At 48.0% G+C, this 25,535-nt stretch carries 17 protein-coding genes and 1 pseudogene; 1 reads left to right on the top strand and 17 read right to left on the bottom strand.

Going from position 1 to position 25,535, the window contains the following annotated elements; translation table 11 throughout:
* Nucleotides 1-48: 48 nt before the first annotated feature.
* From ABID13_RS01585 to ABID13_RS01660, 16 genes and pseudogenes are all read right to left on the bottom strand, one after another.
* The gene (locus tag ABID13_RS01585; protein WP_048930581.1) at nt 49-1,437 is read right to left on the bottom strand and encodes a sensor histidine kinase; all 1,389 of its coding nucleotides are present in this window, start codon (nt 1,435-1,437) and stop codon (nt 49-51) included.
* A 7-nt stretch (nt 1,438-1,444) separates the two neighbouring features.
* Complete coding sequence (locus ABID13_RS01590; RefSeq protein ID WP_007863546.1) at nt 1,445-2,110, bottom strand: response regulator transcription factor; 666 nt, start codon at nt 2,108-2,110, stop codon at nt 1,445-1,447.
* Between the two features lie 129 nt (nt 2,111-2,239).
* Nucleotides 2,240-2,935, bottom strand: coding sequence for an Ntn hydrolase family protein (locus ABID13_RS01595; RefSeq protein ID WP_048930580.1), 696 nt, complete (start codon nt 2,933-2,935; stop codon nt 2,240-2,242).
* Between the two features lie 2 nt (nt 2,936-2,937).
* Nucleotides 2,938-3,573, bottom strand: coding sequence for a CatB-related O-acetyltransferase (locus ABID13_RS01600; protein ID WP_048930579.1), 636 nt, complete (start codon nt 3,571-3,573; stop codon nt 2,938-2,940).
* Nucleotides 3,574-3,702: 129 nt separating this feature from the next.
* Complete coding sequence (locus ABID13_RS01605; RefSeq protein ID WP_007863539.1) at nt 3,703-3,966, bottom strand: CD3324 family protein; 264 nt, start codon at nt 3,964-3,966, stop codon at nt 3,703-3,705.
* 287 nt (nt 3,967-4,253) lie between these two features.
* Nucleotides 4,254-4,631 carry a VOC family protein gene (locus ABID13_RS01610; RefSeq protein WP_007863537.1) on the bottom strand — a complete coding sequence of 126 codons (378 nt, stop codon included), beginning with the start codon at nt 4,629-4,631 and terminating at the stop codon, nt 4,254-4,256.
* A gap of 13 nt (nt 4,632-4,644) precedes the next feature.
* Nucleotides 4,645-5,643, bottom strand: a pseudogene (locus tag ABID13_RS01615) (D-2-hydroxyacid dehydrogenase).
* 46 nt (nt 5,644-5,689) lie between these two features.
* Nucleotides 5,690-6,958, bottom strand: coding sequence for an SLC13 family permease (locus tag ABID13_RS01620; protein WP_007863532.1), 1,269 nt, complete (start codon nt 6,956-6,958; stop codon nt 5,690-5,692).
* 58 nt (nt 6,959-7,016) lie between these two features.
* Nucleotides 7,017-7,955: a transketolase family protein gene (locus ABID13_RS01625; protein WP_048930578.1), complete on the bottom strand. Its 939-nt coding sequence runs from the start codon at nt 7,953-7,955 to the stop codon at nt 7,017-7,019.
* Complete coding sequence (locus ABID13_RS01630) at nt 7,948-8,775, bottom strand: transketolase (protein WP_416387690.1); 828 nt, start codon at nt 8,773-8,775, stop codon at nt 7,948-7,950. Before ABID13_RS01630 ends, ABID13_RS01625 begins: the two co-directional genes overlap by 8 nt.
* Nucleotides 8,776-8,818: 43 nt before the next feature.
* A complete protein-coding gene (locus ABID13_RS01635; RefSeq protein WP_048930576.1) occupies nt 8,819-9,721 on the bottom strand; it encodes a hydroxymethylglutaryl-CoA lyase in 903 nt (300 codons plus the stop codon).
* Between the two features lie 28 nt (nt 9,722-9,749).
* Entirely contained in the window at nt 9,750-10,940 is a 1,191-nt protein-coding gene (locus ABID13_RS01640; RefSeq protein WP_048930685.1) for a CaiB/BaiF CoA transferase family protein, read from the bottom strand.
* A gap of 211 nt (nt 10,941-11,151) precedes the next feature.
* On the bottom strand, nt 11,152-13,047 hold the full coding sequence (locus tag ABID13_RS01645) for a sigma 54-interacting transcriptional regulator (protein WP_048930575.1): 1,896 nt from the start codon (nt 13,045-13,047) through the stop codon (nt 11,152-11,154).
* A 129-nt stretch (nt 13,048-13,176) separates the two neighbouring features.
* Entirely contained in the window at nt 13,177-14,178 is a 1,002-nt protein-coding gene (locus tag ABID13_RS01650; RefSeq protein WP_045093414.1) for a PspC-like choline-binding domain-containing protein, read from the bottom strand.
* A 235-nt stretch (nt 14,179-14,413) separates the two neighbouring features.
* Nucleotides 14,414-20,782, bottom strand: a complete 6,369-nt coding sequence (locus ABID13_RS01655) for an InlB B-repeat-containing protein (protein ID WP_048930574.1) — start codon at nt 20,780-20,782, stop codon at nt 14,414-14,416.
* A gap of 115 nt (nt 20,783-20,897) precedes the next feature.
* Nucleotides 20,898-21,263 (bottom strand): hypothetical protein, encoded by a 366-nt coding sequence (locus ABID13_RS01660; RefSeq protein ID WP_045093416.1) that lies wholly within the window; start codon nt 21,261-21,263, stop codon nt 20,898-20,900.
* Between the two features lie 185 nt (nt 21,264-21,448).
* Between ABID13_RS01660 and ABID13_RS01665 the strand changes: the two genes are divergently transcribed.
* The gene (locus ABID13_RS01665; protein WP_048930573.1) at nt 21,449-21,775 is read left to right on the top strand and encodes a helix-turn-helix transcriptional regulator; all 327 of its coding nucleotides are present in this window, start codon (nt 21,449-21,451) and stop codon (nt 21,773-21,775) included.
* A gap of 121 nt (nt 21,776-21,896) precedes the next feature.
* On the opposite strand, the gene ABID13_RS01670 is transcribed toward ABID13_RS01665, so the two are convergent.
* The gene (locus ABID13_RS01670; RefSeq protein WP_048930572.1) at nt 21,897-25,496 is read right to left on the bottom strand and encodes a protein kinase domain-containing protein; all 3,600 of its coding nucleotides are present in this window, start codon (nt 25,494-25,496) and stop codon (nt 21,897-21,899) included.
* Nucleotides 25,497-25,535 lie beyond the last annotated feature (39 nt).

The raw sequence follows: 25,535 nt of genomic DNA on the forward strand, positions 1-25,535 counted from the left end.
GTTTGGACGGCAAAGTCCTCATCAAAATGTAAACGTTTTGTAAACAGGTCACCGGCCATATCCGTCCGGAAGATAAAGGAATACCACGGTCCCCCTGGGCCGGTCCTTCCCCTTCCCATCCCTCTCACTCACAGATTCAATCTTCATCTCCATTCCATGCAGGCGTGCGATCCGCTCGCAAAGAGCCAGACCCAGACCGGAACCGCCCTCACTTCTGCTCCTGGATTTATCCGCCATATAAAATGCCTCTTTCACATGGGGCAGATCCTTTTCAGGAATACCGCAGCCCTCATCCCTTACGGATAAAACGCCCTGATCTGCCCTGAGCCGGATACGGTTTCCCGGTGCTGAGGCCTTTATTCCGTTGTGCACCAGGTTATTTAAAAGAGTGAGCAACAGTTCCCTGTCCCCGTTCACAGACTCAGGCGCACCATCCCCTGTTTCCGCCTCCACCACAACTCCCTTCCGGCTCCACAAGGGTTCCGTTTCCCTGATCACTTCCTGAAACAGGGCTTCCACGCCAAGTTCTTCAAACTGAACCTCATCATTCTCATATGTACCCAGAAAATTCAGCATTTTAGCGGAAAGGCGTTCCAGTCTAAGACCTGCATGGTGGATCTGTTCCAGGGCCCGTTTCCGGTTTTCCTCGGACAGCTTCACATGGAGCAGGCTGTCGGAATACCCGATCACAGCTGTCATGGGTGTCTTGATCTCATGGGCCAATGCCCCCAGAAGCAGCTGCAGATCCTCCACCTGCCCTTCCACCTTCTTGGTCATCTGGTTAAAAACCTGTGCAAACTCCCCGATTTCGTCCCGGCTCTCCACAGGAACCCGCTCATCCAGATTTCCCTCTCCGATCTTCTCAGCTGCCTTTGTCAGCCGCCGTAAGGGTTTCAATGCCCTGTGGACCAAAACAGACACTCCGGCTCCGGTGACAGCCCAGATCAGACCGCAGAGCACAAGCAGATGCGTTCCCTGACGCTCTATCTCCTGATAATACGGGGTAATATCCTGGGTCATCAGCACCTGATAGCCGGGGAACTGGCTGATCTCCCGCTTCATCAGGAGGACTGATCTGGTACCAAGATGCTGGATCATATGTTCCTCCCCAAGCTCGGACGGGGAAAGGATTTCATAATCCGTAAGATTTACAAGGCACTCCTTCCCCTTAAGAAGGGCATACCCCTCCTTGTAACACTTGCGGAACTGGTATTTAAGATATGCCTCCGCCGCAATGTCCCCCAGGTTTTCAAACTCATCCCTTGTGCCGATCTCAGAAAATGCATAGGCAATGGAGTCCATCTGCTTTCCATAATTGTCCACGGCTATGGCTATGCTTTGGGAACGCATCTGCCATACAGCCGCGGTACTGATAGCCAGAAACCCGGCTCCGAGTCCTGACAACAGTATGATAACTAATTTTTTCGTAAGCTTCATCTATACCCTACACCTCCAGGCGGTATCCCAGCTTTGGAATGGTCTGTATCCTGCTCCCAGCCTTCAGCTTCCTGCGAAGGCTGGCCACATGGACATCCACGGTCCTGGTCTCACCGCCGTAATCCCCTCCCCATATCCTGTCAAGCAGCTGGTTTCTGGTAAATGCCACGTTCTGGTTCCTGCAGAAAAAGAGGAACAGGTCATATTCCATGGGTTTTAGGGAGATCTCCTCCCCCTCCTCATATACCTTATGGCTGGACAGATCGATCCTGCATTTGTCAATCTCCATAAAATCCTTTAGTTTCTTCCTTCTCTTTAAGACATTTTCCACCCTGGCAAAAAGTTCCATCATCTCAAAGGGCTTTACCATATAATCCTCCGCCCCCAGACGCAGCCCCTTTACCTTGGAGGCCACATCCGCCTTGGCTGTGAGAAAGATACAGGGGATCTCCTTCTGGTTCAAGCTCCCGATCAGGTCAAACCCTCCGGGCCCGGGCAGCATCACATCCACCAGGGCCAGGTCATATAAGCCTTGGTCTGCAAGGATTTTTTGTTCCGCCTTAACACCGTCCTCTGCCAGATCCACCTCATATCCCACCGCCTCCAGATTCATGGCAAGCAGCTCCCGAATGGAAGCTTCATCCTCTATGATCAAAATCCTGTTTTTATCCATGGCCGCTCTCTCCTGCTTTTGTAGTCAGAATCAGTATACCATGTTTCTCCGGCAAGCCACAATTGATAATCTCATTACAATATTATGAAGATTACAGCCTGGGCCTGCGGATTTTCTATGCCGTCTCTTTTAAAACCCATACTCTTCCATATGTTCAAAGTCATTATTGAGAACATAGTAAACCTTATTCCCGCCAACTGAATATACAAAAGATACTCTGGTTGCCCATAATCCTTCCTGCTTTACAGATTTTAATACGCGGAATGCTTCCGCAACGGAAAACTCATCATCACAGACCTCAAGCTGTTTGACGCCTCTTTCAAATCTGTCATCTCCAGATACAATATAAGGCCTGGTTGTTTCCGGGCGCAACACCGAGTAGTTTGTAATCAGGGAATACCTTGTCCGCTCTAACCGGTATCCCAATCCAGGCTCTATGATAAGTACACGCCCGTTTCTATCCGAAAGCATAGCCTGCATCGTGGTATCCGGAGCATAAACAACTTTGCTGTTTTGCACTATATTAAGCGCGTCATCAAGTGAGATTTCGCCTTTAATAAAGTTTTCAGTCAGCTCAGAAATGGTGCAGCAGGTTCTGCCGTCCGCATGTTTTCCATTTTCATTGCCATTCACATACAGCAGCGTGCCCGTATTTCCGTTCTTATTGACTCCATGAAAGGAATGATAATCGCCGTCAGGCATTTTTATTCCGATATAAAACCGGTCTTTTTCTTTGATAACGGTATGTGTCCAAACCGCAAGGTCTATATCAAAATTAAACCCTGTAATCGTATCAATTCCATTATAAACAAATCTCGTACACATGATCAAATCCTCCTGCTAATCTGTTCCATATTCCCTGATTGTATTGCTTTGATATTTTGGGCAATCGTTTCATCCGTCCAATTCCACCATTGGATATCCAACAGTTCAGAAATGGTCTTATTGTCAAAGCGCTTTTTGATGGGTTTGGCTGGTACGCCTCCAACAATGGTATATGGCGGCACATCTTTGGTCACAACAGCGCGGGCGCCTATAATTGCCCCATTGCCGATGGTAACGCCTGCCAATATCACAGCTTCGTAACCAATCCAAACATCATTTCCAATAATAATGTCCCCTTTGTTATCCCAGCTTTTTGCAACATCCTTTTTCTCAAGTTCCCATTCTTCAAAAAACAGAGGGAATGGATAGGTAGATAACGAATCCATTGTATGATTCGCACTGTTGAAAAGAAATTTCGCACCGCAGGCAATGGAGCAAAATTTTCCGATCAAAAGCCTGTCATGATTGATAGGATAATGGTACAGCACATTATTCTGTTCAAACTTGATTGGGTTGTCTGCAAAATCATTATACATCGTATAATCGCCCACCACTATGTCAGGGCTGGTAATCGCATTTTTAAGATAGATGGTCTGTGTATCCCCTGTTCTTGGATATAACTTTTTTGAATCAGCCATTTTACAATCCTCCTGTCAGCTAATTGTTTACAATGATTGTACTCCGGAGGAAATGTACTCTCAATACACCAAATGGCACCGAAGCGATCAGTAGAAAAAGAGAGCTGCCTTTTCGACAGCTCTCCATCATCATTTCTGATATATTATTTTTCTTATGGCATATACCGAAAGATAGTATTCATCAGCAAGTTCTTCCATTGAAACCCCATTCCGGTGTTTTTCAATGATAGCTTTATTGCGTTTGCCAAGTTCCTTCCGGCAGCCGGATAATTCGCCCCAGGATTTATGCTGTTCATCTTTGGCAGGGATATAGATATAACCCGCCTGAACATATTTTTGCAGTTCCTGGATCAACATATCCGGAAGAATTGTAGTTGCATTTATGTATTTCATGCGGCTTCCTCCTTGATCGATATAGTCAAGCAGCAAAGCCAGCATTATTATGACAGCGACAATAAGATTACTCCATGCAAGTGTCGCTTATACTGGCTTTGCATGGAGCCATACTTTGTTTTTCTTTTTCTTGTTTATGCACATGATTTTCACCGCCGATATGAACTGATCGTTTCCTAACGGTTACAAGTATAACATTTTAATTCGTATAATTCAAGGAACTCCAGCTTATAGCCTCATCAATGGACCGGGGACAGAAACACCTGGCCAGTTTCCCGTGCCTGAGATCATTTATAAGTGCTGATCTCCACCAAATTTCCGTCCGGGTCACGCAGATAAATACTGGAGATCGGCCCACAGGCACCCGTTCTGTCAACAATGCCCAGTTCTATCTCCACTCTTTTGCGCCTAAGTTCCTCCATCGCCTCTTCTATGCTGCCCTCGATGATCAAACAGATATCCTGACTGCCATATGTAACATTCCTGGCTGCGGGCAGAAACTCCGCCGCTTTTCTGTGGATGTTGATCTTCTGGTTACCGAACCTGAGCTCGCATCTGTTGTTCCTTTCATCCAGCTCCATGCCAAGTATATCCACATAGAAATGAAGGCACGCTTTTAGATTCCCTGTTGTGATCACTATATGGTCAAAGCCTTTTACTCTCAAACTTGGTTTCCTTTCATCCTATATCAATTTTTCCGGCCTTACTTATGGAAGGATTCACCACATTGACCGGCTTGCCCTCCATGAATGCCCGCAGATTATCCACCGCCAATGCCATCAGCCGGGCCCTGGATTCCTTAGGGGCCCAGGATATATGAGGAGTGATGATACAGTTCCTTGCCCCCAACAGAGGATTATCCGGCTGTATGGGCTCCTCTGAAACCACATCCAGTCCGGCTGCGTATACTTTGCCGGAATTCAGGGCGTCCGCAAGATCCTGTTCCACAACCAGCTGGCCTCTGGAATTATTTAATATGATCACGCCGTTTTTCATTTTCCCTATGTTTTCCCGGTTAATCATCCCCTCCGTATCCGGAAACAGGGGACAGTGAAGGGCGATTACATCAGAGGTCCTCAAAAGCGTTTCCCGGTCCACATAGTCGGCGATCCCGCGTCCGCTCTCATTCTCAAACCGGTCATTGGCGATCACCTTCATTCCCATGGCCCTGGCAACCTTGCCTGTCATCTAGCCGATACGTCCAAATCCCACAATCCCCATGGTTTTCCCCTCTAATTCGATTAAGGGATAATCCCAGAAACACCAATCCGGATTGCGCATCCACGCCCCTTCATGAACGGCCTTGTCATGATAACCTATATGATGGCATATTTCCAAAAGCAGGCCAATGGCAAACTGCCCAACTGCACTGGTGCCATAGGATGGGATATTGGAAACAATGATCCCCATTTCTTTTGCTGCCTGGATATCCACAACATTATACCCGGTTGCCAATACGCCAACAAACCGTATGGCCGGGCATGCGTCAAATATGCTTTTTGATAGTGGGGTCTTATTGGTAAATACAGCCTCTGCATCTCCTATCCGTTCAATGATCTCCCTCTCTTCTGTCTTGGAGGTGCGGTCATACACCACGCAGTCCCCCAATGCATTGAAACTGTTCCAGTCCAGGTCTCCCGGATTCAGGGTATATCCGTCAAGCACTACAATCTTCATCTTTACCTCCAAATCAACTATGTTTCTTCATATTTTCCAGCTTCTGCTATCCAAACCAGCCAAACACTCCTGCAAACGCCATTACCGCCAGCACGCCAATTGTGATAAAGGCCCAGGCCAGAAGCTGTGCGAACAGCTTATCTCCCGGATACCGGCGGTTAAACTCTTCGTCCGCTCCACAGGCTCCCATGATAATAGCGCCGCCGGTCGAAGCCGGACTCAATCCTGCTACGGACGCAAAGAGGGCGATCACACTTACCATCTCCGCTGTCTGTACACCGCCTCCCACATTATTCACAATGGTTCCCACCGTTGGAATCAATGTGGGGAAAACAACTCCGATCGCTGATGAAAACCATGACATAACCGCTGATACTACACCCATGATACCGGCTGCTGTTCCCGATGTCATAATGGATGACATGGAATTGGCCAGCATATCGATCCCGCCCGTACTGATTACAAGGTTCATGAGAACGCCTACCCCGCACACCAGAAGCAGTGTATTCCAGGGAACACTTCCAACTGCTTTCTTTTCATCTCCTATCCGCAACAGGATCAGAACGGCTGATACCAGAAATGACGCAAGACCCACGTCCATGTTTACAAAAATAACCAGAAGGATCATAACCGCAACACTGATCAGGGCGATCACCTGATCCGCCCGCATTTTCTCCTTTTCACACTCTATTTTTATTCCGTCCGAGGCCTTAACGCGAAATCCTTTATAAGCCGCAAACACAATCAGGAATAATACCAGGTTTCCTATCAATGTGTTAAGTATCAGAGACGTAATGGATATAGATAGCCCCTGTTCTTCCAACAGGCTTCTAATAAGGATTCCCTCCGGGGTGATGGGAGAAAACCTGCCCGAGTAGGTTCCAAGATTACCGATTACCAGCAGCATCACGGGATGATATCCTGTTTCATGCGCCAGAGGAACTGCCATGGCCGCCGCAAATGCCATGGCCGGTACACATCCCGGCCCGATGGCTGCCACAATAAATCCCATGGCAAATACCAGAACAGGCGCCATCCATATCTGCTTTCCGAACACCCCAACCATGCGCCGCATTACAAACTCGATACAGCCATTTTCCTGTATGATCCCAAAGAATAAAGTGACGCCCAGCAGCGTCATAAAAAGTGACGCGCTGAATCCTCCTATAATCTGTTTCCCGGAAAACTGCCCGGATGCATAACCTAAAACAGCAGCTCCTGCAATTGCCAGAAGTCCTACATTTACTTTGCGCCAGAACCCTAATACTACCACTAACAGCAGCAGCAACAGTGCGGTCAACCCAATATCCATCATTCTTACCCCCTGCTTTTTGTGATTTGATAATACTTCACAATCTCTAATATAATACGATTCAACGTTTTAACTCCAATGCTCTCTTGACTGCGCTGATGATATGGCTTTTGCTTATCCCATACTTTTCCATCAGTTCACCTGCCTGTCCCGACTCTCCAAAGGTGTTGTGAAGCCCTACTCTGATCACAGGCACTGGGTATTCTCCGCTAAGGCACTCACACACCGCACTCCCCAGACCGCCTATATCCTGATGGTCCTCAGCAGTTACCACCGCCCCTGTTTTCCTGGCTGCATTTACAATACATTCACAGTCCAGGGGCTTTATAGTATGGACATCTACAATCATAGCATGGATCCCGCCTTTCAACAATTCCTGTCCCGCTTCCATGGCTTCATATACCATGGGGCCGTTGGCAAATATCACAACATCATCACCCTCTGATACCAGCCGTGCCTTTCCCAGTTCAAACTCCGTATCCTCACTGGTGACAACTGGCATGGCCTCCCGTCCGAACCGTATAAAGGCAGGGCCGTTTAATGCAGCAATGGCCATGGTTGCCTTTTCCGTTTCAATGGCGTCACAAGGAACCACCACTGTCATTCCCGGCAGCCCCCTCATAATGCCTGCATCCTCCATAGCCTGATGTGTTGCCCCGTCAGGACCCACATTGATCCCGGCATGGGCGCCTGCCAGCTTCACATTACATCCGCTGTACAGGACGGTTGTGCGGATCTGATCCCATGCCCGTCCAGCCAGAAATACGCTGTATGTAGTTGCAAAGGGTATCATTCCCGAAAGCGCCAGCCCCGCCGCCGTACCCACCATATCCTGTTCCGAAATCCCCATGTCAATGAATCGTTTTGACTTTGCTGTTTTAATCCACTCTGTCCTGGTGGACTTGGCCACATCCGCATCCAATACCACGATCCTCTCATCAGTTTCCACTAATCGTAACAATGCTTTTCCATATCCATCCCTGGGCGGTATCCTATCCAACCTTTCCACCTCCTTCTATTTCCGTCATTGCCTGCTTATACTGCTCCTCATTGGGCACTGCACCATGCCAGCCTGCCTGCCCTTCCATAAAGGATACTCCTTTTCCCTTTATGGTTTCCGCCACCAGAACGGTGGGGCGTCCCTTTGTCTCCCCGGCCGACCGGTATGCCTCGTATAATGCATCCAGGTCGTGACCGTCAACCGTGATCACATTCCATCCAAAGGAGCGCCATTTGTCGGCCACCGGTTCCACGCAGCACACATCCGCTGTCATTCCGTCCAGCTGTACATGGTTGTTATCCACTATGGCGCATACATGGTCCAGCTTCTGCTGGGCCGCTGTCATGGCGGCCTCCCACACCTGCCCTTCCTGGATCTCCCCATCGCCCAGAAGGCAATAGCACCTGCCTTCAATGCCCTGCATCCTGTATCCCAGGGCCATTCCGTTGGCAATGGAAAGACCTTGCCCCAGGGAACCGCCGGAGCTGTCCAGCCCCGGCACCTGCTGCCTGTGGGGATGGCCCTGGAGGATCGTCCCCATTTTTCGGAAGGTTTTAAGTTCCTCCTCCCTGAAGAACCCCTTTCTGCACAGCACACTGTATATTAATGGGCTGGCATGGCCTTTGGACAACACAAAGCGGTCACGTTCCTTCCAGTCGGGGTTCATTGTATCGCACCGGAACAGATCCGTAAAATAAAGGGCTGCCATGATCTCTACCCCTGAAAGGGAACCTCCCGGATGCCCGGATCCAGCGTCATAAACCATGTTGATAATATCTTTTCTGATCTGAACACAGATATCTTTTACTTCCTGTTTCAATTCCATTCTCCTCGTCTAATAAGCCTTTTGCTGCGCCGGTCCCCTACTCCTGTGTCACCACACATGGATTTGGGGAAATATGAATCTGGTGTCCGCTGAAATTACCGTCAATGTGTTCTTTCGCAAATCTTGCTGCGTCAAGCAGCTTATCAAAGTCGATTCCCGTATCATACCCACAGTGGTTCAGCATATAGACCAGATCCTCGCTGGAGGTGTTGCCAGTGGCTCCCGGCGCAAAGGGACAGCCGCCCAGACCGCCAACCGCTGCCTGGATACTGTCTGCTCCGCTCCCGAGCGCCACATAGCTGTTAAGGATTCCCATATTCCTTGTGTCGTGAATGTGGGCATTAAATTCCACTCCCGGAAATTCCGACTTCACTGCCCTAAATATACGCTCAACCAAGGCAGGATAAGCCAGGCCTACGGTATCGCAGAGTGTAAATGCGTCCACGCCGATCTCCTTAAGCCTTCCTACCAGCAGCAGCAAAGCCTCCGCCGGCATCTCCCCTTCAAATGGGCATCCGAATACACAGGCAATATCCTGGGTTATACGGATATCCGGGAATGTCTGGCGGATCTTCTTTATTTCCTCCACAGACTCATCCACCGTACGTTTCACATTGGCCCTGTTATGGGACTCACTTAAGGAAATAACCGGAGTTATCTCCTTAAGCCCTGCGGCAACAGCCGATCTGGCCCCATAAAAGTTGGGTACCAGCGCAAAGAAATCCACATCCTCATACTTATGTAACACCCGATCCGCGATCACGGCCGCATCCTTCATCTGCGGTATGGCTTTTTCGCTTACAAAGGAGGTCACCTGTATCTTCTTAAAACCTGACTGTACCAATCCGTCAATGATCTGAAGCTTTATCTCTGTGGGTATGAACTCCTTAACATTCTGAAATCCGTCCCTTGGACCGATCTCAACTACCTTTGCTTTCATAATCTTAAACGCTCCTTTCCGTCCCCGGCTAAAATACTCCCTCTTCTGTCAGCTTCTCATACTCCTCATGGCTGGTTCCCAGGAACTCCTTCAGGATTTCCTCTGTATGCTGTCCCAAAAGAGGAGCCGGGGTATCAATGGCTATTTTATTGTTGGTAAACTTTAACTGGTTGCCTGTAACCTTCATTTTCCCCGCCACCGGATGTTCCAGTTCCACAAACATTTCCCTGGCTCCTGCAATGTGGGGATCCTTCACAACCCTGTCAATGGTATTCACAGGGCTCGCCGGTATTCCGGCTGCCAGAAGTGTTTCCACTACATCATCAATCGTCTTTTTAGCGGTCCAGGCTTCAATTATGGGTTTCAGCTTAGCATGGTTCTTTACACGTTTGATATTGTCACCAAACTCCTCTCCTTCCAGTTCCGGGATCTGAAGTACTCCCTTGAGCAGTCCATAAAGTTTATCATTGCCACATGCTATGATGACCATGCCGTCCGATGCTTCAAAGGTATCGTAGGGATAGATTGCCTCATACCGGTTGCCGATACGGTCCGGAACCCTGCCTGTGCACAAATAAATCATATTGATGATCTCCAATGAAGACACCATGGAATCCACCAGCGATACATCCACCTTGTCTCCCTCCCCTGTTTTAAGCCGGTTAACATAGGCTGCCAACACTCCGGTACAACAGCTGATACCGCCCATTACATCAGAGATAGCGGTCCCTGTTCTGGTAGGCTGTCCTCCCGGCCATCCGGTGGTACTCATAAGGCCGCTCATGGCCTGGCCGATAATGTCATACCCGGCCCGCTGGGAATACGGTCCGTAATGTCCGAAGCCCGATACGGCGCCATATACAATGGCGGGATTGATCCTGCGCAGTTCTTCATAACCAAGCCCCAGCTTTTCCATCACACCGGGCCTGTAATTTTCAAGTATGATATCGCTTTTTGCAGCCATCTCCTTAAAGATCCGGCGGCCTTCCTCCGATTTCAGATTCAGGGTCATGCCCCGCTTATTCCTGTTCAGATTCATGAAATACGCGCTTTCCCCATTGACAATGGGGGCATTCTTCCTGGCATCATCACCTCTGCCCGGCATCTCAATCTTTATAACCTCCGCGCCCATATCAGCCAGCATCATTCCGCAGTAGGGACCTGCCAGAACCCGTGTCAGGTCAAGAACTTTTACACCTGTTAATAAACCCTTATTCATTTTTACCATTCCTTTCAATTTTGTATTTGTACACTTATATAAAGCAAAATGCGTGCCAACTTTAAAAAAGTACGGATTTATCAGGGTTTTTCGTATTATTACCTCATATAGCCTCCCCTGAAGCGCAAAAAATGTTTCAAATTTTCGATTTTCAAAAATTTGAAACATTTCCCATGCTGACATATATGTATTTTTAATATTACTTACCGGATCAATCAATTACAGCCTGTTTCTCATCTTTCAGGATCCTCCATAAGGTTGTCCTGCTGATCCCCAACAGCTGCCCCACCTGATCATTATTGTAGGAAAACAGCCTTTTTATCTCCTTAATCAGTTCCTTTTTATTCTTATCCCCATATTTTTCCTGTAAATCTTGAACCAGCTTTTTCTCACCGATTGCTTTTATGATGCACCGCTTGGCATAGCCTTCACTAAACTTGGTGCTACATTCCATATACAAACAGAAACGCTCACAAACATTCTGAAGTTCCCGTATATTGCCCCTCCAGGAATAGGATGTCAGGATCCTCTTCATATCTTCGGTCAGCACAATATCCCAGGATTCAAGTTTTCGTTTCTTATTGCAATAAAAATCAAACAGCTTGATCACATCATCCTCACGGGCTTTAAGAGGTGGGATATGCAGTTCCAGTACATTCAGGCGGTAGAGTAAATCCCGGCGGAACCCGCTGTCCTGCATATGTTCCAAATCCTTATTTGTGGCTGTTATAACACGCACATTGATCGGGATAACCCGGTCTCCTCCCACATGCATGATTTCCTTCTCCTGAAGGACCCGAAGAAGCCGCGCCTGAAGAGCCGGGGATATCTCACCGATTTCATCCAAAAACAGGGATCCTCCTTCCGCCAATTCAAACAGTCCCTTTTTTCCGCCCTTGCGGCCTCCTGTAAATGCCCCTTCATCATATCCAAATAATTCAGATTCCAAAAGATTCTCCGGCAAAGCCGCACAATTCACCGCCACAAAAGCACCGTTTTTGCGCAGGGATCCATTATGGATACTTTGGGCAAACAGTTCTTTTCCAACTCCCGTTTCACCGTAGATCAGCACCGAGGCATCACTGCGGGCAAATAATTTTGCCTCATCCTTTGCCATTTTCATGTGATAGGAATCACCAATGATATCAGACAATGTGAACTTAGCTGTAAATCCACGTTTTTTTCTCTGCTCAGATTGTTTGTTCCGGTAATCCAGTTCCGCCTTCTTGTAATCGGAAAACAAGGCAAGGATAATGATATAGCCAAAACAATTTCCATTTCCATCATCAACTGGGATCCAGCGCTCAATATACGTTCGGTTATCCACCTGGACCACCATGGATTCCGGCCCTTCCCGGTTTTCAGGAACACATTCAGGAAGTACATCCTCAATGATCTTCCCTTCGAGTATACCGGACGGCTTATGCAGCAGTTCGTAAACAGTCCTGTTGCAGTCAATGATCCGGTTCTCCGTATCCAGGTAAAGGACACCGTTGGGGCTGTACTCCATCATTGCTTTCACAAACTGATTCCGCTCTTTATCCCTGCGTATTTCCCTTAACAAACGCCTGGCTTCCTCAATTGACTCCTCTATACTGTCTTTCCCATAATATAGAATAACTCCCTTTCGTCCAAGGCTGTTGGCCAGCTGGACAGCCAGGCCATTTCCCACAAAGACATCCGCTTCACTCTGCCGTATCTTTTCCTCCAGTTCTTCAGTATCCTCATAAATAATCTCCATAACCGGCCGCTGGATCTGCTCCAGATATTCCCTCAGACGGCTGTTCATGTGTGTCATATAGCTTACCAGACACACCTTTTTCCCTTCCCTGAATCCAGTTTGGACCGCCTGCATATAATCCAAAATTGTTACCTTATAATTGATGACAGGAACTTTAAAATATCCCCTGATCACCTCCGCATTGGCGCCTCCGGCTATTATGATCTCCGCCCCCTCCAAAATAGAACGGTTGATCCGGTCCAGGTTCTCCTCCCGAACCCCTTCCACTATATCAAAACAGCAGGTTTCATCCTTATAGCTGTCTACTACCTGACGCACCAGCTGATCCAGTTCCCCGTATGTTACACAGCATATTTTTTCCTGCACCCCATGCTCCTCCTTTGTCTGTTTTCTTTCAGTATAGGACAAAGGACCAAACCCATCAAATGTTTTCCTGGATTCAGTCCTTTTCTTTTTATTCCATCAAATTATAAAACCCTTCGGCCTAACAATCACTTACTGTACCCAGGCGCCGGAACCGTTCACATAGCGGCCGTCAGGAGTCCATGTGTCCGCATACATCACACCGTCCGTTCCCAGATAATACCACTTTCCGTTAATGGCCTGCCATCCGGTCATCATGGCTCCGTTTCCTGCCAGATAATACCATTCGCCGTCCAGTCTCAGCCATCCCGTCTGCATATATCCTGAACTGTTAAAGTGATACCAGGCACCATCGATCTGCTTCCAGCAGGATGCCGGATAACCGCCGGTGTCATAGGAATACCACCAGCCTGTGCCGTCCTGTACCCAGCGGCCGCTGCCGCCGTAATTTGCAATTTCATCCTCGTCAATGGACAGGGAATCAGAATCGTCCGACCACTCTCCTGCCTTGTCATTGTATGTTGAGATGGCTCTTACGCGGAAGGTGTAATCCCCTTCCCGGTTAAAATAACCCGCAAAATCATAGGAGGTACCCGTGGTACTGACCGTTGTCACGGTCTTCTCATCGCGAAGCAGCTTTACCTCATAACTCTTGGCCCCATCGATCTCATCCCATTCAGCTACGGTATCTTCCCACTGAAGATTGGATGTGCCTTCCAATTTTCCGCCAATCCGCTTCAGTTCAGCATAAACCTCTATATAATCGCCGCTGTCATAAACCTTGGCTCTTTTAAACTTGGCATTGCATCCGTTTAAGGTAAAATGGCTTTTGCTTGTATAGGAAAAACGGTAGCCATCCCTGGCGGAAAGCTCAACCTTTACCTCCGGTACATCACCTAATGTCCAGGTATCCTGGTTCTCCGAGTTGGTGTATTCCGCGGACTCCACATAGTATTCACTTCCCCCTGCCTTTACCGTAATGTCACCTATGTCATCCCCGCTTTTAGGAGTTTCACCATAAGAAAATTCCAGCCTAACTTTGTCAATCTTTGTGTCGGATGCAAATGCAGTAAACCCGGAACTGACTGTCATAACAGCTGCCATGACCAGGCATAACGCTTTCTGCTTTTTCATAACGATCCCCTCTCTGTTATCATTTGGATTATTTCCAGTTACAATTTCCAGTTACATATACTCATTATAGTAAAAATACCAAATTTATACAATCTAATAATCCTTACAATTTCATAATTCTTTTTCAGATAAACCGTATGAGAGAAACTATGTGAAATGGTCCGGACCCAACATTCAAAAAGCCGGCAAAGGAAGTTTCCTATCCTCTGCCGGCTCTCTGACTTTTCAGCAAAGCTTATGCAAGCTTGCTCATAAATCTGACCACACAGTTTACGCCGGGAATCTGATACTGGATGATCCCGTTTTCACCCACCACAATGGTGATCGCCGTTACTCCTCCGTTGGCATCTGTGATCAGTGCCGCGATCTCCTGTCCGGGAGCAAAGCTGGTCTGCTCCATCTGCGTCTGTGAAACTGCTCCGTTTGTTCCTGCAACCACCTCATATGTGACAGCTGCCCCGACCTGCTGATACTGATGCAGATCAATGTCCACCTTGTCATTGTATACTGCTGCAACGCTTTGCACACCGCTTTGGATCGCCTGCTCCGCCAATACAACTGCCGTGTCAAAGCCCTCCAGCTCCGTGGTGCCGGACTTCTGTGAGACCTGAGTACCGTCCGCATATACGACCACATTCTGCGTTACTTCTGTTCCCTGTATGGTAACAGTCTTTTGCTGAACAGCGGCTCCCTGTACCTGGGAGGCCAAAAGCGTTCTGGAGGAACCATCCATGCCCACGGCTATGGTTGCCACAGCTGCCGTCTGTCCCCCCGCCACGGGAACGGTCACTGGTTCTGCTGTTGAAACAATGGTATTGCCGCTTATGCTTCCTGCCGCTGTCTGGACCGCAGATGCTGCTACTGTGCTTTCTCCGGTCTGCACGGTCACAGTCTGATTTTCTTCCACCGTAACTGTTACCGATGCCGTATTACCGGTGCTGCCATTTGCGCTGCCGGCTCCATTATCTGCACTGCTGTTTCCGGTTCCCATACCGCTGTTCCCACTGCTTCCGCTTCCACTGCTGCTTCCATCACTTCCGTCACTGCTTGAAATCACTGTCCATTTTGCATACAGTGTCATATTTCCATGGCTCTTGCCCGCAATCTCCGTGACGCGGTTTGTGAAGCTGCCGTCTGTGTACCAGCCGTCAAAGGTATATCCGCTTCTTGAGGGCGCATTTAACAGGATGGTGCTCATGGCTCCGGTGTAGCCTGAAGGATTTGCACTGTTATTGGTTCCGCCGTTCAGTTCATAGGAAACCTTATAGGTAATCAGGGTACCGTGTCCTTCTTGGTCAAAGCGGTAATACACGCCATCCACGGGCACGTCTGCCGAAATAGCCAGATATCCTCTTTCATTTACCCAGAAATCTTTGATCCATGTGGATTCCACCGGTGTCTGGATGCTCTCATCATTAAAGAGCAGATAGCACAGGGTGCCTGTTTTGTCATTTACAAAGCAGTAATCCCACCGCTCTGCCTTTTCTCCGATTCCGGCAACCTTTCCGCCTTCAAGGGCATATTTTTTAACTGTGGTCCCGTTGTCCAGCTTTGTGCTGAAAAATTGGTCCTCCAGCGCCGTCCAATAGCCAGCACTGTCAAAGGTTCCGTAATACCCTGCCACTTCCTTTGTCACATTGACAAGCATACGCCCTTTGCCGTCAACATAGCGGAATTTTTTCTCCCCGCCTTTTACCTCTTCGATCCAATGGCGGAGCATCATTTTCCCATCTGTTCCAAAATAATAGGTGTGTTCACCGTCAGATACAAACTTATCAGTCACCATATCGCCGTTGGCGCCAACATAGCATACAATACTTCCGCTCTCCGGATCACGGATAAAATCTTCTGTGATCAGATGGACATTGCCGCTTAAGTCAATGTTGTAATACCTGCCGTCTATGAGTTTCTGGTTTGCGTTAGTCACCATGTTCCCCTCCGGACCAACAAAGCACACAATATTCCCCTGCCTGTCGTATACAAAGGCATCTGTGATCAGGGAGGCCAGGCCGTTTCCGTCAATATTATAATACTTACCGTCTATGAACTTCCCTGTCTCATTGATCACTTTGTTTCCATCCGCACCTACATAGAACAGGTTCCTGCCCTCTGAATCCACAATGAAGGAATCCGTGATCAGGATTACGGCGCCTCTCCCGTCAATATTATAATATTTGCCTTCTATGAGCATCTGGACTGCATTTGTCACCATCTGCCCGTCTTCCCCTACATAGCATATGATGCGTTCTCCGTCACGGATCAGGGAGTTTATGATCAGGGTGACATTTCCCATATCATCAAAGCTGTAATACATACCTTCTATGTTCATAGATGTCCGGCTGGTGATCTTATTTCCATTTTCATCCATGTAGTAAATCTTATCCCCGTTGGAATCCAGGATAAATTCATATGTGATCAGCATAACATTGCCGGATTCATCAATCCTGTAATACTGATCCCCGATGGGCTGCTGGTCTACGTTTGTAACCCGTTCTCCATTTTCCCCAACGTAGCACCAAATGCTGTCACCTGAATAGATCAGGGAGTTTTTGATCAGTGTGACCTTTCCGTCCGCGTCAATATCATAGAACTTCTCTTCTATGAGTTCCTGCTGTTTATCCGTTATCTTATCCCCATTTATATCCAGATAATACAGAGGATTTCCGGACTCGTCATACACAAACCCGGCTGCGATCATAGTGGGGAGGCCCGACTCATTAAAGTTATAATATTTGCCGTCTATCTCCATTCCAGTAACGCTGATCACCTTGTTTCCGTCTGCATCTACATAGCATATTTTTTCTCCGTTGTCTTTAAGGATAAACTCGGATGTAACCAGTGTGACCTGCCCCTCTGCATTAATATTGTAATATTTCTCCCCTATCAGCTCCTGGGTCCGGTCCGTCACCTTATCTCCCTGTGCGTCCAGGTAATACAGGGGTTCCCCGGACTCATTGAAAATAAAACTGTTTATGATCATGGAAGCGCTGCCCGACCCATCAAAGCTATAATATTTGCCCCCTATTTCTTTTTGCTTCTCATTGGTCACTTTATTTCCGTCTTCGTCCACATAATAGGTAGTCTCCCCGGCTTCAATAAAGGAACTCACGAGCAAGGTGACCCTGCCGTCTCCGTCAATGCTGTAATATTTACCTTCCACCTCCTGCTGAGGCACATTTGTCACCTTCAGGCCGTCCGCACCCACATAAAAAGCAATCGTCTGGCCGTCTGATCCGTAAATAAAGGCATTTGTAACCAGAGAGGCATTGCCGGTCCCATCAAAGTTATAATATTTACCATCTATCTCCTTTTGTTTTTCATCAGTCACTTTGTTTCCATCTTCATCTACATAATAGGTGTTTTCCCCGTCTGTGATAAAGGCGCTCACGAGCAAGGTGACCTTTCCGTTCCCGTCAATGCTGTAATATTTGCCTTCCACCTCCTGCTGCGATATATTTGTCGCCTTCAGGCCGTCCGCGCCCACATAAAACGCAACGGTCTGGCCGTCCGCCTCGTAAATGAACGCATTGGTGATCAGCGTGGCATTCCCCCTTTCGTCCAGGCGGTAATATCTGCCGTTTATCTCCCTCTGGTCTTCATTGGACACCTTGTTTCCGTTTTCATCCACATAGTACAGTACGGTCTGTCCATCCGCAGCATATATACAGGAATTGGTGATCAAGGTAACTGCGCCCAGCTCATCAAGCTGATAGAATTTACCTTCGATCTCCTGCTGGGGTACATTTTTCATGATTGCCCCATCCTCACCCACATAACACCGGACCGTCCCATCCTGCCAGTAAATAAAGGAATTTGTGATCAATGCAGCTATACCTGACGCATCAAAGTCATAAAACTTATCGTCTATTTCCTTATGCTTCTCATCAGTCACTTTTTCTCCAAATACATCTACATAATACAGGATATTACCGTCCGGGTCATGAATGAACGCATTGGTGATCATGATTCCTGAGCCATCCGCCTCAAAATTATAATAATTGCCATCGATCTCCCACTCGGTTTTGCTGCGTACCTTGCCGCCATTTTCATCTACATAGCATAGGATGTTGTTTGTTTCCGGATCACGGATGAATGTATTTGTAACCAAAGTGCTGTGTCCCTCTATATTAAACGTGTAGTACTTATCATCTATCTCCAGTTTATCCAAATCGTTTCCGGTCACCAGATATCCATTTTCATCGACCCGCAGATCTTCAATCCACAGGGAACTTACGGTTTCGGCCGCCAACAGGCACTTAGTCTTTCCGGTTTCGTCAGACAGGAAGGAATAAGGCTGCCGGTTCTCCCCCTCTCCCGCGCCTGCGATCCTGCCATCCTTGCCCGAGTATTGCCGCTTTCCGTCATTATCTTCAAAAAATGTGTTAGGAATTGCAGTCCAATAGCCGTCTAAGTCAAAGGCGCCGTAACGCCCGCCTGCCGCCGTTGTCGTATTCCAAACCATATATCCTTCGCTGTTCACAAAGCGGTATGTTCTTTCTCCGCTTTCATCCACACCTTCGATCCACTGCTGGAATACCTGGGCCCCATCCTTATCAAAATAATAGGTGAAGTCTCCCAAGGTAAAGAACGCTTCCCTTACTATGTTTCCCTGGGCATCCACACCGCACAGGATCGTTCCGTCTGCATTAAAAATAATGGAATCTGTGATCAGGCCAGCGTGTCCCTCTCCGTCAAAGTTATAGTACTTGCCGTCTATCTTATGCTGGCTGCTCTCCTGTCCGGTCAGCAGATAGCCGTTTTCCTGTACCCATAAGTCCTCCACCCATCCGGATGCCGCCTGCCCCATGGTTGTTCCGTCCTCGGTCAGCAGATAGCATTTCCTGCCGTTTTCGTCACTTACAAAGCAATAGTCCTGCCTGGCATCCTTTTCACCAATACCTGCAACTTTTCCGCCTTTTCCGGAATATTTTGTCACCTCTGTCCCGTCATCCAATTTATCTTGAAAGAATTGGTTTTCAATGGCGGTCCAATAGCCCTCCATGTCAAATTCACCGTAGTATCCGCCCACCACTTTCACATCGCCATAGACCATATAACCCTTGCCATTGATATAACGGAATGTGGCTTGGCCGTTTTCGTCCACACCCTCAATCCATTTGCGGAACACCTGGGCGCCGTCATCGCCAAAATAATAGGTGCGGTCACCATCGGAGACAAACTGGTTCTTCACCATTTCCCCATTTTCATCTACATAGCACAGGATCGTCCCATCCGCGTCATAAATAATGGAATCCAAAACCAGTGTACTGTGCCCTTCCTCATCAAAGGTGTAATACCGATCGCCAATCTTTTCCGGCTTCATATCATCACCGGTCATAAGATAACCGTTTTCATCGATCCACAAATCCTCAGCCCATGCGGATGTCACCTCCGTCCCTCCGGACTGGGACGGCAGCAGGCATTTGGTTCCATTTTCATCATTCTCAAAGTAATAAGGCTGCCAGCTTTCTTCCTCCTCTTTGGCCGCGATCTTTCCATCCTTGCCCGCATACTGCAGCTTTCCGTCATTTTCAAAAAATGTATAGGAGATTGCTTCCCAATAGCCGTCATCAGCAAAATTGCCGTAGTACTTACCTGCTGCCTTTGCCTCCTCACCCATGATGATCTCTCCGTTGCTGTCCGCATAACGGAAGCCGCCATCCTTGTCTCCTATCCATTTCTTTGTCTCTTTCTTCCCATCCTTGCCTACATGGATCACCGCGTGATCCAGCTGGATAAACTCATTTTTTATGACCTCATCCGTTGGATCCCCATTCTCGTCTGTTTTATAATAATATCCTTTTTCCTCATCAAACACACAGTCTTCATCCAGTATGATATACCAGCTTCCGTTCTCTCTCTCCTGTGACGCAGCAACCGGCTGCACTGATGTTGCGGTTTGGGCAGTCTGCTGTCCTTTTGCAGTCTGGCCCTCAGGATCTTCGGCCCCGGCTTCTGATTTGTCTTCTGTTTCACTGCCCCCGGCTCCAGATTCCGGGTTTCCTTCCGTTTCTCCGTCTCCGGCTCCAGGGTTCCCCTCTGTTTCGCTGTCTCCGGCTTCAGGGTTCCCCTCTGTTTCGCTGTCTCCGGCTTCAGGGTTCCCCTCTGTTTCGCTGTCTCCGGCTTCAGGGTTCCCCTCTGTTTCGCCGTCTCCGGCTTCAGGCTTCCCCTCTGTTTCGCCGTCTCCGGCTCCGGGATTTCCCTCTGTTTCCTCATTTCCGGCTCCGGGATTTCCTTCCGTTTCGCCGTCTCCCTTTTCAGGATTTCCTTCCGATTCTCCATCTCCTGTTTCGGGGTTTCCTTTTCCGCTTTCCGTTTTATCCTCTGTCTCCCCATTGCCCGCTTCCGGATTGTTTTCCCCTTTGTCCTCTTTCCCCCCAGCTTTGTCCCCAGCTGCCGGATCTGATACCGGATCTGCTTTCGGATCTGCATCCGTATCTGCATCCGTATCTACTTCCTGTCCTGTAATACCGGTCTCCTTGGCGTACGCAGTGGCCGTGCCCAACCCAGGGCTTGCCGCAACTGAAACGCAGGTCATCATAAAAGCAGATGCCACTGCAATTGCCCTTTTAGCACTTCCTTTTACTAATTTTGTCCTCTTCATTATGTACCTCCATTTATTCAGGGAGGCATTGATCCATGCAAGCCGTCCCCTTTCTGATTATTACACATTATAACGTATTTTCGTATATATATCAACGTCTTTTCGTTTTATTGTCTCAATTTTTCCTTGTCTCAGCGTTTTTGCACCTGGCATAGTGTGCGCGAAATAAAGCTCTCTGTTTTTTTGTCCCCAATTCAAGATATGGTTTTAATTGTCTTCGCTTTACCAGGCTCCTGGTCCGTATATATTCGTTGCATATTGTCCTATAGGAAAAGTCGTCAATTACCTGGCCTCCTTTGCAAAAAAGCTTGTGGTACAGAAAAAAACCGTATTCATCCCCCAATTCCATGGACCTCTCCAGGCAAATCTTTGCCAATGTCCGTTCCTCTATGCCGCCCGCGGCAAATACCAGGCCCAGCTTTCTGTACGCTTTTCCGGATCCATGTAATGCCTGGATCCAAAGCATGGTCAACCTGTCCATTGTCGTCACCACCTTTCTTCCATTATGATCATACCGCGTTTTTTTTAGTTTTCTTCCAAACGTTTCCGCTCCAAGTAACGTTTATTCGTCTTATTAATGACGTACAATAGTATCTGGGTTAATTGAAATTTCTCATATATAATAGAAATGGCCCAATTTTGACTATTTTAACAGTGAGGTTTTTCATGGATGATATGATAAATCCGTTGGAGCGCATTCAGGAGCTTTGTGAAGAACGGCATTGGTCCTACTACCAGCTCTCCAAAGCAGCAGGAATCACATATTCCACCTTAAACACCATGATCAATAAACAGAACATGCCATCCATCCCAACCCTTTTCAAATTATGTCAGGGATTTGGCATTACTGTTTCCGATTTCTTTGAACCAAACCGCAGCAAACAGGGTTTGACTTCTGAACAGGCCCTCTGTCTTTCACTTTTCACCACTCTTCCCCAGGAAGATAAGCAGCTGGCCCTCGCCTATTTGAAGGGTTTATCCAAGACACTTTGATCCCAGAACCAAACATGGCTCTATACGCGACCAGCATTCCAAGCACGCAAAAACAGCAAGCCCCAACTGTTTCATCCGTTGGATCTTGCTGTTCTTTTTACATTAAATAATATGCTTTCGTCTATCTCCACTTCAGGTATATCCCATCATAGGTTGTGGAGTCCATTCTTTCAACCTCCCTTCCATTCTCATCATAACAGATGATCCACCGAAATCCGCCATCCTCAATGGGGTCTTTTCCTTCTATTACGGCATACCCATCTGATGAACTGCATGGTTTTTCCTGGACATCTATCATGGTGATCCTGCAAAGGATCCCATCCTGAGTATACTCATAGCAGATCCCTGCAAAGCCGTTTGCATTCATGCACATGGACCCGTCCAGATCCAGGTAACGGACCGTCAGCGGTTTATACGTATCTGTTTCCTCGTCATAACCCAATTCCAGAGTGCGCTCCCCAAAGCCAAAAGCATGCTTACAAGGCTTCCCTGTTTCATCCAGAAACCTTTGTCTCACAGAATACCCATGGTCGTAAAACCGTTCCTCAACAGCGTATCCGTTGGTATTTTTCTGAAGATTTCCATTTCCGTCAAAATAGGACACGTTTGTCACATTGCCCTTTTCAAACACAAATTCCAGATGCTCCGCTCCCTCCGGTCCCTTTGCCGGATTTCCGGCCCTGTCATAAAACCACAAACCGGTCCTGTTATGCCACTGGTCATAGCTAAGTTTTACCCGGGCCCATCCTTCCCGCCCCTGGACCAGGGAATTTTCCTTATCCCTGTATGTGCTTTCCACCAGGTTTCCGCTTTCATCATATACATACTCAACCTTGTATACCCCCTGCCTGGAAACTCTTTTTCTGTCCTGGTCCAGGTAATACTGGGCCGTCCTGATCCCAAGTTCATTGTACTCAAACTCCAGGCCGGAAATCCCGTTCTCATCCTTGCTGTAGCTGTCCGCATCCGTAAAACTGTTGAGAAACATATTGTAATGTATGTATCCCTCCTGGGTATAGTATTCCTTGATGCGTACAATATCTTTTCCCAGTTCACCGTAATCCTCATAGTATGCGTTCACGTTTCCAAAGGGAAGATTGTCCGGGGATTCACTTCCCGTACAGCTGATCACCCGGTAAGCCCCTTCCGCAGATTCATAGAAATCCTTTCCGTAGGAATAGGTAACATAGCCGGATGAAGAAAGGATATCTGCCGACCGGTAAGTGGTCTCCCCATTGTAATACAGCGGATCATCATAAAAGATTTCAATGTCCGCAACATCTGTGGCCCACAGGAAGGATCCTGTCCCCAGCCCCTTGGTGAATCGTTTTCCAAATATGGTTTTACTTTCATTGGTCCGGATGGCCCAATATGAACTCATCTGCGGCAGATCATCCTCTGTTACCGGATGTATCCCCTTGGGAACATCATAGACTTCTTTTATATCATGGTAGTATTCCGTTACCGCACCTGCTGCCGGATCATGTCCTTTCCCCGGCAGGATGCGGCCGATCCCAACAAAATCCAGGGCCGCCAGGCAAACCGTAAGGCCGATGGCCACCGGCAATCTCAGGCTATGGAGCCTTTTTTCATTGTCCCTCCCGCATTTGGCCAGATAATGCTGAAAATCATCATGGATCAATCCATAATATCCATTGCTGTTTTTCGTTACAAGCCCCAGATTTCCGTCAAGCTGTTCCGCCACTGCAAAATCAAACCATTCCATCTCGCTTAAGCTGCCCAGCATCATGCGGGATTTCCCAAGGTAATCCTTAAATTTCTTTCCGAACCCAATCTTCCTCAGATTTCCGTAATTCTGCCTCAGGATCTGATACATCTGGTCAAATGACAAAAGAGTGCGCTTCTTTCGCGCCATGGCCAGGGCAATAGCGGGCAGAAGATGCACCAAAATGTACTTATGGCACAGCTGCATGGATTCATTTCCCGCATCGATCCGCAGCTGGGTAGTACAAAGATTCTCCATATACAGACGTACCAAGTCATCTGCACTGCGGATGCTCCTGTCTGATGCCACATGGGTCCGGTTATCCTTTTCCATGGAAATAATGCTCTTGTAAAGATCCAGCATCATGGGATTGGACAAAAGTTCTCTCAGGTTTGTCTTTTCCGGAAGTGGTATTCCATATTTTTCCAATTCATTTCTAACTGTCTGTGATGGCAAGGGGAGCAGTTGGGCAGACTGGAACATTGTAAGCCCATATTCCAGAACTTCTTCCGTTCTCTCTGTCACCAATACACCCACACCCGGTTTATCACCCAGGCCCTCGATTTCCCTCAGCAGTTTTTCCCGATTGCTTCCCGCTTCATTTAGGCCGTCTAACAGCAGGATCACCCCTGCATCCAAACCGGCCCGTTGGTCAAAGATCCGCTCCAGTTCATGGAGTGCATCCTCTGTATCCGGCTGCCCTTCGGAAAAACACAGCTGCCTTAAAAAATATTTGCGGATAAAGCAGGACTCACCCTGGGTCTCCTGATAGTCTTTCAGCGAAATGTAGTAAACCACAGGAGCATTTGCCCGGTAGCTTTCCACATGCATTCCCCAAAGTTCTTTCAGCAGACTGGTCTTTCCCATCCCACCCGGTCCCTTTAAAAGAACATTATGTCCCTCTTTCAGATAATCGTACAGTTCACGCAGCGTAATCTCCCCAAAATCCGATATGGAAATGTTTTGGGGAAGGTAAACATGATCCATATCCCCTGTCCGGCGGTATAAGGTCCTGCTGCTTTCCCAAAGGGCGCTGTTGGAAATGCCTTTCCCGTCAATGCGCTCAACCAGTTCCTCCAAATCCCGCTTTAAGGAATCAATATCCGCGTATCGTTTTCTTGATAAAACCTGCAGCCCGCGCAGCAGGATCTGAATCGCTTTGGAAACGGCAGACTGAGGTTCGCCACAAAAGATCTCCAGCCCGGAACAAAGCTTTTTCTGCATATGCCTGGGATCCATCTCCCGGTCCGTCATCCCATCTTTGGTGAGCATCCGGTAAAACACCGCGCACACAGAGTAAAGGTCTGAGGAATAGTCGATGGATGACACATCTTCTTCAAGGACCTCCGGAGCCGCATATCCCGCCTTCCCGGCAAACAAAAACTCACATGCTTCTATGTCCGACCGTCTAAGGACACTGTTGTAGTCAATCAGCATTGCCTGTTCCGGAAGGAGCAGGATATTGTCAGGGCTGATGTCCAGATGAAGCAGTCCATTCTGATGCAATCCCCTCAGCGCATCCAGAATCTTTATGGTGATGACAGCTGCCTGCCGAAGGGTTTTGGCGGGTTCCTCCCCACTTAGCAGATCCTCAAGTATCACTCCCCCGTGAACCGTCAGTACGGAATAATAGGTGCCGTATGCTTCATAGGAGTTATGATTACCGGATATCTGGGACGGGAGCTTTTCCAAAAGTTCCAGATTGACCTGATTGCCCAGGCGAAAGCACTTCCTGCTGTGTTCGATCTTCTGCCCTGCCTCCTCCGTCCAGCAGATCTCGCCCTCCTCATTCCGATAAATATGCCCTCTGGGATCATAGGGATACAGCTCTTTGATCAGAACATGGTGTTCCTGATCCGTGTTCAGCCCATCCCGGTATGCAGCGTAGTACACCACAGAACTGCCGCCATAACCGGCAATACCTAAAATCCGATATGCGTTTTCTCCAAGATAGAGAACCTCACCGTCTTTCCGAAACGTCCTTGTGTACGCCATCCATCCGTTCCGCCTTTCTCCCGCAATGCTCTTGCTGAC

The organism is Enterocloster citroniae, assembly GCF_040545455.1.
Lineage (GTDB): Bacteria > Bacillota > Clostridia > Lachnospirales > Lachnospiraceae > Enterocloster > Enterocloster citroniae.